The organism is Dyella silvae, from assembly GCF_026421305.1.
Lineage (GTDB): Bacteria > Pseudomonadota > Gammaproteobacteria > Xanthomonadales > Rhodanobacteraceae > Dyella > Dyella silvae.
The window spans coordinates 128,533-141,746 of the sequence record NZ_JAPJBQ010000002.1 but is presented as its reverse complement, the minus strand read 5'-3'; the positions used below and the strand labels follow the sequence as shown (position 1 = coordinate 141,746).

Below are 13,214 nucleotides of genomic sequence, written 5' to 3'. Positions count from 1 at the left end.
GGGTGGTGATCGCAGTAGCCGGTGGTGAGGCTAGATTGGCCCCTCACCCCAACCCTCTCCCCAGAGGGGAGAGGGAGCGAAACGCGTCAGCCCGGCGGCAACTTCACGCTGAAGCGTGCGCCATTGAACTCCGGTGAGCGATCGACCAGCAGCTCGCCGCCATAGGCGCGAATAATGTCCTGCACGATGGACAAGCCGATGCCGTGGCCCTGTACGCGCTCATCGCCACGCACGCCACGCTGCAACACGCTCTCGATGTTGTCTTCGTCGATGCCGGGACCGTCGTCTTCGACACTCAGCCACAAACCGGGGCGCTGACGCCCGGCGACAGGACGCATTTTCACGACAAGCAGCACCTGATGGCGCGCCCACTTGAAGGCGTTCTCCAGCAGGTTGCCCATCAATTCGAGCAAGTCGCCCTGTTCGCCATAGAACGCGGCGTTGTCGTCGATATCGAATTCGCACAGCACGTTCTTGGCGGCGTAGACCTTCTCCAGGCTTTGCACCAGATCTTCGGCGTGGCCGGCAATGGGAATGGCGGTGGTGGCGAAAGTCTGGCGGCCAGACGTGGCCGCGCGGGCGAGCTGGTAGGCGACCAGTTCGTCCATCTTGCGCACCTGATCGAGCACCGGTTCGCGCAAACCCGACTCGCCGCTCACCGACTCCAGCGCGGAGCGGATCACCGCCAGCGGCGTCTTCAGACTGTGCGCAAGATCCGCGAGAGTGTTGCGCGTGCGGATACGTTGTTCGCGTTCGCTGTCGATGAAGGCGTCGATACGCTCGGTAAGGCCAGTGAGCTCAGCGGGATACTGATCGCCCAGATGCTCGCGCTCGCCACGCTCTACGCGTGACATTTCGTTGGCCACGTGGCGCAGCGGCTGCAGACTCCAGCGCAGCAGCACCAGCTGCAGCAGAATCAGCATCACACCCAACGACGCAAGCCAGAACACGAGACTGCGACGAAACACGGCGTTGCGGCCTTCAAGCTGATCCTCGGTCTGCGCCACCATGAAGGTGAGGTGCACCGATTTCTTCTCAGCCGTGTCCAGCGCTACGCCATAGGTGTAGTAGTAAAGGCGCCCCATGCGCGTATCGACGGGACCCACGAATTGTTCGTGCCCCGGCGGCAGCGGATGCAGGAAACCGAAGTCGCGCCCGATGGCGGAGGCCGATTCCCACTTGAAACCGTTGTCGCCGATGGCGACGGCATAGAGCCCCGAACCCGGCCGGGAGAAACTTGGATCGGGCGGTGTGTCAGGCAACAGCACTTTGCCGGAACGCCCCACTTCGGTGCCGGCAAGATAAGCCACAACGAAATTCTGCAGTCGATCCTGCAGGCCCTTCAGTGCGCTGTCGGCATTCGTGCGGGTGAGCGTAAGCCCGACCACCCCGAGAAAGGCGGCCAACACAAAACCGGTAGCCAGCGCCGCGCGCGCCGCCAGTGAAAACGGGCGGCGCGGCGGAGTCGGATCACTCGTCTTCGGCTTCGCTGCGAGGGATGGCAAAGCGGTATCCGCGTCCACGTACTGTCTCGATGGGCTTGAGGTTGCCTTCGGGGTCCAGCTTCCTGCGCAGACGGCCGATGAACACTTCCAGCACGTTGGAGTCGCGATCGAAATCCTGCTGATAGATGTGCTCGGTGAGGTCGGCCTTGGAGACCAGCTCACCCGCATGCAGCATCAGGTATTCGAGCACCTTGTATTCGTAGCTGGTCAGATCGACCGGCTTGCCTTCCACCATCACGGTCTGCGCCGTGGTGTCGAGCTTGATCGGGCCACAGGCGAGCACCGGCTTGGACCAGCCGCTGGCACGGCGCACCAGCGCGTTGATGCGCGCCAGCAGTTCTTCGACGTGGAACGGCTTGACCAGATAGTCGTCGGCGCCGTGCTTGAGGCCTTCCACCTTGTCCTGCCAGCCGCCACGCGCGGTAAGGATCAGGATGGGGTAACGCTGGCCGGCTTCGCGTAGCGACTTGATCAGATCCATGCCCGACATCTTGGGCAGGCCTAAGTCGATGATGGCCAGATCGAAGGGCACTTCCCGCCCCATGTACAAGCCTTCTTCGCCGTCCTGGGCGGCATCGACGGCAAAACCGTCGCGCTTCAGACGGGCGGCGAGGGTCTCGCGCAGCGGAGCTTCGTCCTCAACCAAAAGGATGCGCATCAGTGTTTCTCCTTGTTGCTTCCGCCGTCACTGGACGGGTTCTTGGTTGAATCATTGGAAGCCGGCCCCTTGCTAGCTTCCGTCGTCACGGTTACCACACGCACGTGCCCGGTTGGCGTCAACACCTTTACGCGGTGCTCGAACGAGCTGCGGCCCCGCCGCACGGTACTGGCCGACAACACCTTGCCGCCAGTCTCCTGCTGCACCTGGGCCACCGCCTGCTCCAACGACATGGCCGGCTCGGCCGACTGCGCCGCATGCGCCGCCACACCCACCGACAGGGTCAGCAGACAGGCGAGCGAGCGCAGAATTGTTCTCATTTCGTTAAACAAACCCGGGGCACCTGCGGGGAGGGTATCCATCGTCGTTCAGACTATGGAATCGGGGCTGAATATTGACCGGATAAGGTGACGCCGTCACGCGGCAACCCGCGGTTGAGCCATGGCTTGCTCGATCAAGCCCCAGCCGGCACCGGGCAAATGGGCGCCTTCGCTCAGCTGGCGTCGGAATCCGCGCGCGCCCGGCTCGCCTTGGTAGAGGCCCAGCAGGTGGCGGCTGATGTGCTTGAGCGCCGTGCCACGCGCCAGCTCGGCCTCGATATAGGGACGCATGTGCAGCAACACGTCTTCCCGCGCGGGCATCGGCTCCCCGTAAAGGGCCGCTTCGGTCTGGGCCAGGATGTAGGGGTCGTGATACGCGGCACGGCCCAGCATCACGCCATCGACATGGCGCAGGTGCGTCTGCACGTCGGCCACGGTGGTGATGCCGCCGTTGATGACCACCACCAGCTCGGGAAACTCGCGCTTGAGGCGATACACGCGCTCGTAGTCGAGCGGCGGAATTTCGCGGTTTTCCTTGGGGCTCAGGCCCTGCAGCCAGGCCTTGCGGGCGTGCACCACCAGCACTTCGATACCGGCGCCGATCATCGTTTCGGTGAAGTGCTGCAGGCCGGCGTAGTCGTCCTGATCGTCCACGCCGATGCGGCATTTCACGGTCACCGGCACGTCCACAGCATCGCGCATGGCCTTCACGCAATCGCCCACCAGCGCCGGCTCGCGCATCAGGCACGCGCCGAAGCGGCCGGACTGCACGCGATCGGAGGGACATCCAACGTTGAGGTTGATCTCGTCGTAACCAGCATCCGCACCGTAACGCGCGGCGATGGCCAGCTCCTGCGGCTCACTGCCGCCGAGCTGCAGCGCCACCGGGTGCTCTTGCTGGCTGTGCTCGAGCAAGCGCAACTGCTTGCCGCGCACGAGCGCAGCGCTGGTCACCATCTCGGTATACAGGCGGGCATGCGGCGACAGCAGCCGGTGAAAATACCGGCAGTGGCGATCCGTCCAGTCCATCATGGGCGCGACGGTGAGGCGCCAGTCGTCCTTCTGGAGCGGCTGACGCAAAGGCAGGGTGGGGGCAGACATGCCGCCTATTGTACCGGCTGACCCGCTTCAGTCGCGGCGTGATGCCGCAGCGCTTTGTGAATGCCCGATTTCAGCGGCTTTTCTGCATGAACCGCCCCGCGGCCGATGGCATAATGCGCACCCAGCTGCACTACGGCAGCACTCGTCAGGCGCAGCGGGCGGCGCCATTCCCCTTCGAGTCCGGTATTGGCTTGCCAATGCCTGCCCGCAGCACCCCACATTCAGGACGGTAACCGGCAATGGTGGCATTGGCGACGGAGCACGTGATCGACGTGCACCACTGGAACGACAGTCTTTTCAGCTTCCGCACGACACGTGATCCCGGCTTCCGCTTCGACAGCGGGCAGTTCGTGATGATCGGTCTGGAAGTGGATGGCCGCCCGCTGATGCGCGCGTATTCGATCGCCAGTGCGAATTACGAAGAACATCTGGAGTTCTTCAGCATCAAGGTGGCTAACGGCCCACTGACCTCACGTCTGCAGCACCTCAAGCCGGGCGACCCGCTCATTGTCAGCCGCAAGCCCACCGGCACGCTGGTGCTCAATGACCTCAAGCCCGGCAAGCATCTGTATCTGCTCGGCACGGGCACGGGCCTGGCGCCATTCATGAGCCTGGTGCGCGATCCGGAAACCTACGATCGCTACGAGAAGATCGTGCTCGCGCACGGCGTGCGCAACGTCAACGATCTGGCTTACAAGGACTACATCGAGAACGAGCTGCCGCAGCACGAATACCTCGGTGAGCTGGTGCGCGAGAAGCTGATCTACTACCCCACGGTGACGCGCGAGCCGTTCCGCCATCAGGGGCGCATTACCGACAACATCATCAACGGTTCGATGAGCGAGGCCATCGGCTTGCCGCCGCTCGACCCCGCCATGGATCGCGTGATGTTGTGCGGTAGCCCGTCGATGCTGGACGACACCTGCGCACTGCTGGATGCGCGCGGTTTCGAGGTATCGCCGCGCACGCGTGAGCCGGGCGACTACGTGATCGAGCGGGCGTTCGTCGAGAAGTAAACGACGGAAGTATGTTTGTGTGGGAGCGCACAGGGTGCGCTCCCACAGTCGTTTCTCGGTGGGGCTACTGCCAGATCGTATACACGCGGCCGGTGCCCACACCTTCCACACTGCGCCGGTACACCTGCCCCACGCGTTCGCCGGGCACGGCCTCAAAACCCGGGAAATACGGCCCGAAACTATCGAGCGATTCGGTGAGCAAGGTCGCGCTGACGGCGTTGATCCGCAGCCCGCGCGGCAGCTCCGTGGCGGCAGCGCGCACGAAACCCTCGATGGCGGCATTCACCGTGGTGGCATTGGTGCCGAGCCGGATCGGCTCGGCGGCGGTGATGCCGCTGGTGAGGGTGAACGAGCCACCATCACGCAGGTGTTTGATGCCCGCCATCACCACGTTGACCTGCCCCATCAATTTGTCCTGCAGGCCGGACATGAACTGTTCGGGCGTGGTTTCTTCCAGCATGCCGAAATGCACGTGGCCTGCGGTGGTGACGACCGCGTCCAGCGCACCCGCCTCCTGATACATGCGCTCCACGCTGGCGATGTCGGTGAGGTCAACGCGTACATCACCGGAATGGCGCCCGGCGCGGATCAGTTCATGGTGCGGTGCCAGTGCCCCGGCCACGGCGGTTCCCACGGTGCCACTGGCACCCACAAGCAGAATTCGCATCGAAATAAGACCTCGTCTGAGGCGACCCGACGTGGGCCAGCCAGATGCGCAGTGTCTGCCCCGGCCTGTCCGGCGATAAACATGCAATGATTCCCTGCATTCGAAACCTATGGGTTTTCAATCATGGATACGCTGGCGAGCATGGCGATGTTTGTGCGAGTGGTCGAAAGCGGCAGCTTCGCGGCGGCGGCCGAGGCCAGCGGGGTATCGCCGACCATGGCGGGCAAGCACGTACGCGCCATCGAAGAGCGGCTCGGCGCACGGCTACTCCATCGCACCACCCGCCGCCAGCAGCTGACCGAAGTGGGCAGGCTCTACTACGAACGCTGCAAGCTGGTGCTGGCCGATGTGGAGCTGGCCGAACGCAGCGCTCTGGAGCTGCAGGCAACGCCACGCGGCAACCTGCGCATCACCGCCCCCATGAGTTTCGGCAGCCGGCGACTGACGCCTGCGCTCACCGAGTACTTGCAACGTTACCCCGATGTCCGCGTAGAGCTGACGCTGGACAACCGGGTGTTCGATCTCGTCGGCGAAGGCTATGAACTGGCCATCCGCATCGGCGCCATCGACGACCCACAACTCGTCGCGCGGCAGTTGCAACCGTATCGCATGCTATTGGCGGCCTCGCCGGCTTACCTGGCACGCCACGGTACACCGCAGCGTCCGGAGGAGCTGGCCACGCACACCTGCCTGGGTCTCACCAACTGGCGCCGCCGCGATCAATGGCATCTGCTCGGCCCCAACGAGGAGCGCTGCGACGTGCCGGTACAAGGACGCCTGGCGGTCGATCATGGCGACGCGCTGCGTATTGCCGCTTTGCATGACGCCGGCATCGTATTGCAGCCCGAGGTGTTGCTGGCGGATGACCTGGCGGCGGGACGGCTGCTGCAGGTATTGCCGGGCTGGGCGCCGCCGTCCACGCCGATGCATCTGCTTTATGCGCAGGACCGCCGCCCCACTGCCAAGTTGCGCAGCATGATCGAGTTTCTGCTCAAGCGGTTCGGGGCCGATGCTTCGTTGTAGGAGCGCACTTGTGCGCTCCTTCAGAAAAGCATGACCGGCGCGCTCCCACAGGTGGAGACGAAGGCGAGACCTTAATCGCGAACGCGCCCCTGCCCTTCGTTATCCCAATAGCCGAACACGCGCCGCGCAATAAGCTTGTACAGACGCTTGCCGGTCGCGCGCCACCATCGCGAGTGCGGCGCTGGCGTGTTGAGGATGGCAGTCTGCCGCGCGCTCAGTGCTTCGGGGCAATACGTACGCTTGTGCTTGAGCAGGTGACGCAGATCTTCACGTGCAAGCAGGCGGAACAAGGCACCACGCTTGCCGCGCGTCCAGGCGATCTGGAAATCCACCAGCGCTGGACGGCCATCGGTGCGCACGAGCCAGTTCGGCTCCTTGGCAAGGTCGTTGTGCACAATGCCACGGCGATGCAGCGCCGCCAGCAAACGCAAGGCCTCGCGATAGTAGGCACGATCGCGCGGCTGCGCCTGTTGCATCGGCGCACCGGCGATATAGCTGCGCAGCAACTCGCGGCCGTTCCAGCCCAGCAGGGCGGGTACGCCGTCGATACCGTCCAGCTTGGCCAGCGCCCGCGCTTCGCGTGCGGCTGCTCGCCGTGCAAACGTGCGTGCCCACCAGCGCGCTGCACCAATGTCGCGCCGGATCACGCGCACGCCGTCGCGTTCCGCAATTTCGATGCGGCCAAGTTCGTCGGCTTTGAGCAGGGTGTTACGCGAGGTATCCACTGGGTTTCCGCGATCCAACGCTGCGTGCGTCGTGAGCAGGGTATTGTCGCCCATCCAACTCCGGCGCGCGTACGGCCGTTGCCGATATGCTGCGGCAGGTATGTCTTGGAGAACATCCTGTGGAGATTGCGCTTTACGTGCTCGCGGCCCTGCTGATCGTCGGTGGGCTGGCTGGCAACATCCTGCCGGCGCTGCCCGGCATCCCGATGATCTTCGGGGGCATCTGGCTGGTGGCGGCCCTGGACCAGTATCGCCACCTGGGCGTGTGGTGGTTGCTGATCATCGGCGCGCTCGGTGTGATAGGGGTGGCGATGGACTTCGTCTCCGCCTCGCTGGGGGCCAAGCGCGTGGGAGCCAGCAAGCTGGCCGTCTCCGGCACGGCGCTGGGCACCCTGATCGGCATGTTTTTTGGCATCCCGGGGCTGCTGATCGGCCCCTTTGCCGGCGCTCTGATCGGGGAACTGCTGTCCGGCACGAGCGTGCTGCGGTCGGCGCACGTGGGCGTGGCGACCTGGCTGGGGCTGCTGTTCGGCACGCTGGTGAAGCTGGTGCTGTCGTTCCTGATGATCGGCCTGTTCGGCTTGGCCCTGCTGGTGGGTTGAGCGCGGGACGACCTTCGGCACATGGCGCGGGCCAACCCGGCCCTTATAGGCTCGTGAAACCACATCCTAGGGAAGCCCCCATGTCCAAACGCCTCGCTCTCGCCCTGGCGGTTTCGCTGATAGCAACCGGAACGGCTCAAGCGGAAACCAAGACGCCTACCTGGATCGAGCGCAGCAACACCGACGCCAAGGTGCTGCTGGACGTGCTCGCCAAGTTCAATCCGGAATTTGCTTCGCAGATCGGCGTACCCGGATTCGACGACAAAGTCATCGACCTGAAGCCGGATGTCGACGCCCGTTCGCGCACCGCTTTTGTGGATGCCAAGGGCAAGCTGCAGACCCTGCTGGCCAGCGAAAAGGACGAGAACGTCCGCCAGGATCTGCAGATCATGATCAAGGCGGTGGATCAGCAGATCGAAGGGATCGATCTCAATCACAAGTACATGCTGCCGTATGTGGACGTTGGCCAGACCATCTTCCAGGGCGAGTTCGCGCTGCTGAAGGATGATGTCGACGCCAAGCGCCGTCCTTCGGCGCTCAAGCGCCTGCAGTGCTATGTCGGCAAGGCACCGGGTTGCACGCCGATTGTGGACTTGGCCAAAGCCCAGACCACCGAACGTCTGAATGAGAAGGATCTGCTCGGCCCGTACAAGGGCGAGGTGGAGCAGAAGCTCTCCAACACGCAGCGTTATACGCAGGGCATCCGCCAGCTGTTCGCCAAGTACAAGCTGGATAACGCTGACGGCAAGGCGGCCCTCGATGCGCTGGACAGCCAGCTGAAGGACTATGACGGCTGGGTGCGCACCACGGTGGTGCCACGCGCCCGCGAGGATTTCCGCCTGCCCGAGCCGCTCTATGCCTACAACCTCAAGCAGGTCGGCATCGACATTCCACCGGAGCAGCTCATCAAGGAAGCGCAGTTCGAATTCGCGGAACTGCGTTCGACGATGCAGATGATGGCACCGGTCGTGGCCAAGGCCGAAGGCATCCAGGCCACCGATTACCGCGACGTGCTCAAGGCGCTGAAGAAAGAACAGCTGGGCAAGGATGACGTGGTGCCGTGGTACCACGAGATCATCGGCAAGATCGAAGACATCATTCGCCGCGAACACATCATCACCCTGCCCCAGCGCAAGATGCAGATGCGCCTGGCCTCGGAAGCCGAGACGGCAGCGGTGCCTGCGCCGCACATGGACCCGCCGCCGTTCATCAACAACCACGGCGAACAGGGCACCTTTGTGCTGACCATGGGCAACCCGAGTGGCGGCAAGTCGGATTCGTATGACGACTTCACCTATAAGGCTGCCGCCTGGACGCTGACCTCACACGAAGGCCGCCCGGGTCACGAGCTGCAGTTTGCGGCGATGGTGGAGCGCGGCGTCTCGCTGGCACGCAGTCTGTTCGCCTTCAACAGCGTCAACGTGGAAGGCTGGGCACTGTACGCCGAATCGGAAATGCTGCCGTACGAGCCGCCGGCCGGCCAGTTCGTGGCACTGCAGGCACGCTTGCAGCGCTCTGCCCGCGCCTTCCTCGACCCGATGCTCAATCTTGGCCTGATCACCAAAGAGCGTGCGCACGATGTGCTGCATAACGACGTGGGTCTGTCCGAGGCCATGACGCAGCAGGAGCTGGATCGCTACACCTTCAACAGCCCGGGCCAGGCCACGGCGTACTTCTACGGTTACATGCGCCTGCAGCAGACGCGCATGAATACCGAGCTGGCGCTGGGCAAGGACTTCAATCGCCAGGCTTTCAACGACTTCGTGATCGGCCAGGGCCTGCTGCCGCCGGAACAGCTCGCCGAAGCGGTGCGTACGCACTTCATTCCGTCGCAGAAAAAGAAGTAATCAACACACGCGGCGCGTAAGCGCCGCGTTATCGGGGCCGCGCCTTCGGGCGCGGCCTTTTTTGTGCGGCCGGCACGGCGCGTGCGCAACGCTCCAGCCATTCGGCCAGCCGTGGCGTGTCGCGGCACAACGATGGCGGCACGATCAAATAACTCCGGCTGGGTGGCGCATCCGCGCGATGACGAAAGCGCGCGGCGCCTTCATGAGCCAGCAGCGCAGCCTGATCCTGTTCCGGCACCTTGAGTGCCATGCCTTGCGTGGACAACCAGGCGAGAGGCTTCTCGTCGAAGTACGCCATCAGCCCGCCGAACATCGGCTTGAAGCGCAGATCGTGCGGCCGCCCCAGGTGCGTAGCGGCATCTTCCAGATCGCGGCGCAGCACTTCGATATCGGCGTTCACACCGGCGCGTCGGGGATCACATAGAACAGCACGGCGAGGTAATGCAGCACGCTGCCGGCAAGCACAAAGAAGTGCCACACCGAGTGGTGATACGGCAGCTTGCGCCACAGGTAGAACGGCACGCCCAGCGTGTAGGCCACGCCACCGGCGAGCAGCAACACCATACCGCCGGTCTGCAGATGGGCGGCCAGCGGCTTGAACGCGATCACGCCCACCCAGCCCATGCCCACGTACATCAGCACCGCCAGCTTGCGGTACTTCTTCAGCAGGCCCAGTTCCAGCGCGCTGCCCATCAGCGCCAACGCCCAGACCGTACAGAACAGGCTCCAGCCCCACGCGCCCGGTAAGGCAATCAGGGTAAACGGGGTATAGGTGCCTGCGATCAACAGGAAAATGGCGATGTGATCGAGGGTGCGCAGCACCTGCTTGGCCAGCACGCCCGGAATGGAGTGATACAGCGTCGATGCGGTGTAGCAAAGAATCAGCGTGGCGCCGAACACCGCACTGGCAACCACCGCCCGGGCATCACCGTAAAGCGCCGAGAACGCCACCAGCGTGGCGAGCCCGGCAATGCTGAGCACAATGCCGATGCCGTGAATGACGCTGCTGGCGAGTTCGTCGCCGAAGGCATAGCGAGGGAGTGCCGCGCCGGTGGTGGCAGACATGGGAATCCTTGGGGTACGAAACGTACCGATGCGTACAGATTCCGCCACCTTAGCCTGCTGGCGAGCGATTGCAAGGCCGCGCGGCGTATGAAACGCGGTGCGATCGCCGCCACTTACTTAGGTTCCGCTCGCGCTGATTCAGGTTATTCGATGATGAAGGCGCCAAAGGCCACGCCCAGGTCCCAGCCCTTGCCGGTACCACTGAGCGCCAGCGAGACATTGCCCTTGGTCATCACCCGCGCGCCGGCGGATTTCGAAGCACCCGCATGCACGCCAGCATCGGCGTAGTGACCCTTGATCTCGCTGATGCTGGTGATGCCGGAGAACTTGCCCACGCCATCGTCGATCTGGTTCTTGCCGAAGGTGATGCCGCCACCCTTCACCCGGATATGCACACCCATGCTCTGGCCATTGCTGCAATGAACGGTGCCGCTGCCTTCGGCGGTCTGATAGAACACCGACCAGCCAGAGAGGCGGAAATTCATCTTGCACTCGATGTCGCCCGCATGCGCCGGGACGGCAGCCATCCAGCCGGCCAGAGCCAGCGCCGATACGCCGAAAATCTTCCAGGCTGTCATGACGTTTGTCCTCCGATCTGCGCAAGCCCCAACCCAGGGGCTGGCATATCCGGGATTCTGGCAAGCCGCCGCCATCTCCGGCGTGAACACCCCTTTCACCCAGGTTGTACGCCAAAACAAGCAGGCGGCGCAGAAAATGGGATAACCGGGCGTCCCCTCTCTCTCCCCCGACGTCCGGCCTTGCTGCCCCGCCACCCTGTGCGGGGCTTTTTTTTCCAGCGCAATCGGCGGCCATGCGGCAACGCGAGCTACTCCCGCCATGCCACCTCGTTCTATGCTGAAGGCGGACCAGGAATAGGGAGAGCCGTGCGATGTCATCGATCGACTTGTTGCTGCATCTGGACCATCTGGATCTTGCCGTCGCCGCCCCTCGCGCCGCGATGGCCCTGGCGCATCGCCTCGGCGCACGACTGGATGCACTCTACGTGGCCGACCTTCCGGCGGCCGCCTTCAGCCTGCCCGAAGCCGTACCGGTGCAACTGGAAGAAACCCAGCGCCGCGTGGCGGAAGCGCAGGCGTACGAGCCCATCTGGCGACAGACCCTCGCCTCCCACTCGCTCAACGGTATGTGGCGGGTGACCCAGGGCGACACCGTGCAGACCGTCAGCCAGGCAACGTCGGGCTACGACTTTCTAATCATGGAACGCAGCCAGCAGCGTAGCGACGCGCCGGTCGGCTTTGGTTCGGTATCCCGCTGTGTGTTCGCCTGCGGACGGCCAGTACTGGTAGTGCCCGATGTGGCGCCCGTCGCCAGCGTAGGCGCCAATGTGCTGGTGGCATGGAACGGTAGCCGCGAATCCGCGCTGGCACTGGCAGCGGCACTACCCGTGCTGCAGAAGGCCGACGAAATACGCGTGCTCGATGGCAGCGAAATGAATGCCGAGCTGCTGCCGGTATTGCCCCCGCCGGGGCTCGCTGACTGGCTGCAGCGGCATGGCATCCGTGCCCGCATCGACATCTTCAATACGGGCCCCAGTCATGCGGCAGGTGCTGCCTTGCTGGAGGCTGCGCACAACCAGGGCGCGGACCTTATCGTGATGGGCGCCTGGAGCCGTTCCCGCCTTGCGCAGATGGTACTTGGCGGCACCACGCGCCACTTGTTCATGCACGGAGACGTGCCCATGCTGGTTGCGCATTGAAAGGCGAGAAGTGAGTTAAGAGGAGTGAGAAGTGAGAGTCGCTCTGGCGGGCCACTCCCCTTAGCGGGCCGTTTTGGCAACATGCGGGTTCTCCGCACAGCATAGCCTTCCAGACGGCTACTTGTGCAAGCGTTTTCGACGGGCATAGGCTGAAGTCGCCTGGCACGATCCCTCTGCATCCCCAGCAGCGTGTCGGGCGTCAATCCAACATCGATACGTCAGGAGGTCGCCTATGTCGTCCGCAAGCCTGGCTGTACCCCGTCACACCCATCCGGATAGCGTTCGCATCGCGGCGCTGAGTGTCGCCATCGCGTTGAACGTGGCGGTGCTCATGATCGTCATGCGCCCGATGGCCCCTCAGTTAATGCAACAAGCGCAGCGTGTTCCCGGGGTCATCATCACCAGGATAACGCCACCCAAAGAGCTGCCCCCGCCGCCACCTATCGACCTGAAAACACCGGTGCAACCGAAACCCGTTCCGCATACCCAGGCCGTGCCTCAGCCACAACCGGTGTCGCCACCCGTGGCAACGACATCGGATGAAGGCTCCATACCGGCACCGGTGGTTGCGCCAAGCAACCCAAACCCCATCGTGGATACGGCTCCCGTCGAAGCCACACTGGCTTACCGCGCCGTGCCTTTGAAATATCCGCCCCAGGCGCTACGCACCCACATGCAGGGCACCGTGGTGTTGAAGGTGCTGGTGGATGAGAAGGGCGTACCGCAAGACGTCTCTATCGAACAATCCAGCGGGTTCATGCTGCTCGATCGCAGTGCACGCGAACAGGTCTTGCAGGGGTGGAAATTCGAGCCGGCCGTGGTGAACGGCCACGCCGTACGCGCATGGGCGCGCGTGCCGGTGACATTCAATTTAAACGAGCTGTAACGCTGCGACGTAACAACGTGGCCGTCATGGCCAAAGGGACGGCCCGGTCGGCATCCAGCGTCCGACCGGGCCATTCCACGGC

The 13,214-nt window shown here is 63.8% G+C and carries 15 protein-coding genes; 6 read left to right on the top strand and 9 right to left on the bottom strand.

Translation table 11 applies throughout. The annotated features are described in order from the left end of the window. Positions 1–86: 86 nt before the first annotated feature. The 4 genes from OQE56_RS04870 to dusA form a co-directional block, all read right to left on the bottom strand. Positions 87–1,505 (bottom strand): ATP-binding protein, encoded by a 1,419-nt coding sequence (locus tag OQE56_RS04870; protein WP_267222137.1) that lies wholly within the window; start codon positions 1,503–1,505, stop codon positions 87–89. Continuing rightward, positions 1,471–2,163: a response regulator transcription factor gene (locus OQE56_RS04865; protein ID WP_267222135.1), complete on the bottom strand. Its 693-nt coding sequence runs from the start codon at positions 2,161–2,163 to the stop codon at positions 1,471–1,473. The genes OQE56_RS04870 and OQE56_RS04865 overlap by 35 nt, the downstream gene beginning before the upstream one ends. Next, complete coding sequence (locus OQE56_RS04860) at positions 2,163–2,483, bottom strand: hypothetical protein (RefSeq protein ID WP_267222134.1); 321 nt, start codon at positions 2,481–2,483, stop codon at positions 2,163–2,165. Before OQE56_RS04860 ends, OQE56_RS04865 begins: the two co-directional genes overlap by 1 nt. Positions 2,484–2,579: 96 nt before the next feature. Then, positions 2,580–3,584, bottom strand: a complete 1,005-nt coding sequence (dusA, locus tag OQE56_RS04855; protein WP_267222132.1) for a tRNA dihydrouridine(20/20a) synthase DusA — start codon at positions 3,582–3,584, stop codon at positions 2,580–2,582. A gap of 239 nt (positions 3,585–3,823) precedes the next feature. On the opposite strand from dusA, the gene OQE56_RS04850 reads away from it, so the two are divergent. Beyond that, positions 3,824–4,600: a ferredoxin--NADP reductase gene (locus OQE56_RS04850; RefSeq protein ID WP_267222130.1), complete on the top strand. Its 777-nt coding sequence runs from the start codon at positions 3,824–3,826 to the stop codon at positions 4,598–4,600. Between the two features lie 64 nt (positions 4,601–4,664). Here OQE56_RS04850 and OQE56_RS04845 read toward each other — a convergent pair whose 3' ends face one another. Then, positions 4,665–5,267 (bottom strand): short chain dehydrogenase, encoded by a 603-nt coding sequence (locus OQE56_RS04845; protein WP_267222128.1) that lies wholly within the window; start codon positions 5,265–5,267, stop codon positions 4,665–4,667. A 123-nt stretch (positions 5,268–5,390) separates the two neighbouring features. Here OQE56_RS04845 and OQE56_RS04840 point away from each other — a divergent pair, with 123 nt between their 5' ends. Continuing rightward, positions 5,391–6,290, top strand: a complete 900-nt coding sequence (locus tag OQE56_RS04840) for a LysR family transcriptional regulator (protein WP_267222126.1) — start codon at positions 5,391–5,393, stop codon at positions 6,288–6,290. A gap of 71 nt (positions 6,291–6,361) precedes the next feature. On the opposite strand, the gene OQE56_RS04835 is transcribed toward OQE56_RS04840, so the two are convergent. Then, positions 6,362–7,069: a protein kinase family protein gene (locus OQE56_RS04835; protein ID WP_267222124.1), complete on the bottom strand. Its 708-nt coding sequence runs from the start codon at positions 7,067–7,069 to the stop codon at positions 6,362–6,364. A 65-nt stretch (positions 7,070–7,134) separates the two neighbouring features. On the opposite strand from OQE56_RS04835, the gene OQE56_RS04830 reads away from it, so the two are divergent. Further along, complete coding sequence (locus OQE56_RS04830) at positions 7,135–7,617, top strand: DUF456 domain-containing protein (RefSeq protein WP_267222123.1); 483 nt, start codon at positions 7,135–7,137, stop codon at positions 7,615–7,617. Between the two features lie 80 nt (positions 7,618–7,697). Next, entirely contained in the window at positions 7,698–9,464 is a 1,767-nt protein-coding gene (locus OQE56_RS04825; RefSeq protein WP_267222122.1) for a DUF885 domain-containing protein, read from the top strand. A gap of 28 nt (positions 9,465–9,492) precedes the next feature. On the opposite strand, the gene OQE56_RS04820 is transcribed toward OQE56_RS04825, so the two are convergent. The 3 genes from OQE56_RS04820 to OQE56_RS04810 form a co-directional block, all read right to left on the bottom strand. Beyond that, a complete protein-coding gene (locus tag OQE56_RS04820; RefSeq protein ID WP_267222120.1) occupies positions 9,493–9,864 on the bottom strand; it encodes a TfoX/Sxy family protein in 372 nt (123 codons plus the stop codon). After that, positions 9,861–10,529, bottom strand: coding sequence for a PAQR family membrane homeostasis protein TrhA (trhA, locus tag OQE56_RS04815; RefSeq protein ID WP_267222118.1), 669 nt, complete (start codon positions 10,527–10,529; stop codon positions 9,861–9,863). The genes OQE56_RS04820 and trhA overlap by 4 nt, the downstream gene beginning before the upstream one ends. Before the next feature lie 143 nt (positions 10,530–10,672). After that, positions 10,673–11,107 (bottom strand): hypothetical protein, encoded by a 435-nt coding sequence (locus tag OQE56_RS04810; protein WP_425601594.1) that lies wholly within the window; start codon positions 11,105–11,107, stop codon positions 10,673–10,675. A gap of 311 nt (positions 11,108–11,418) precedes the next feature. Between OQE56_RS04810 and OQE56_RS04805 the strand changes: the two genes are divergently transcribed. After that, positions 11,419–12,246: a universal stress protein gene (locus OQE56_RS04805; RefSeq protein WP_267222116.1), complete on the top strand. Its 828-nt coding sequence runs from the start codon at positions 11,419–11,421 to the stop codon at positions 12,244–12,246. A 232-nt stretch (positions 12,247–12,478) separates the two neighbouring features. Beyond that, positions 12,479–13,132, top strand: a complete 654-nt coding sequence (locus OQE56_RS04800) for an energy transducer TonB (RefSeq protein ID WP_267222115.1) — start codon at positions 12,479–12,481, stop codon at positions 13,130–13,132. Positions 13,133–13,214: the final 82 nt, after the last annotated feature.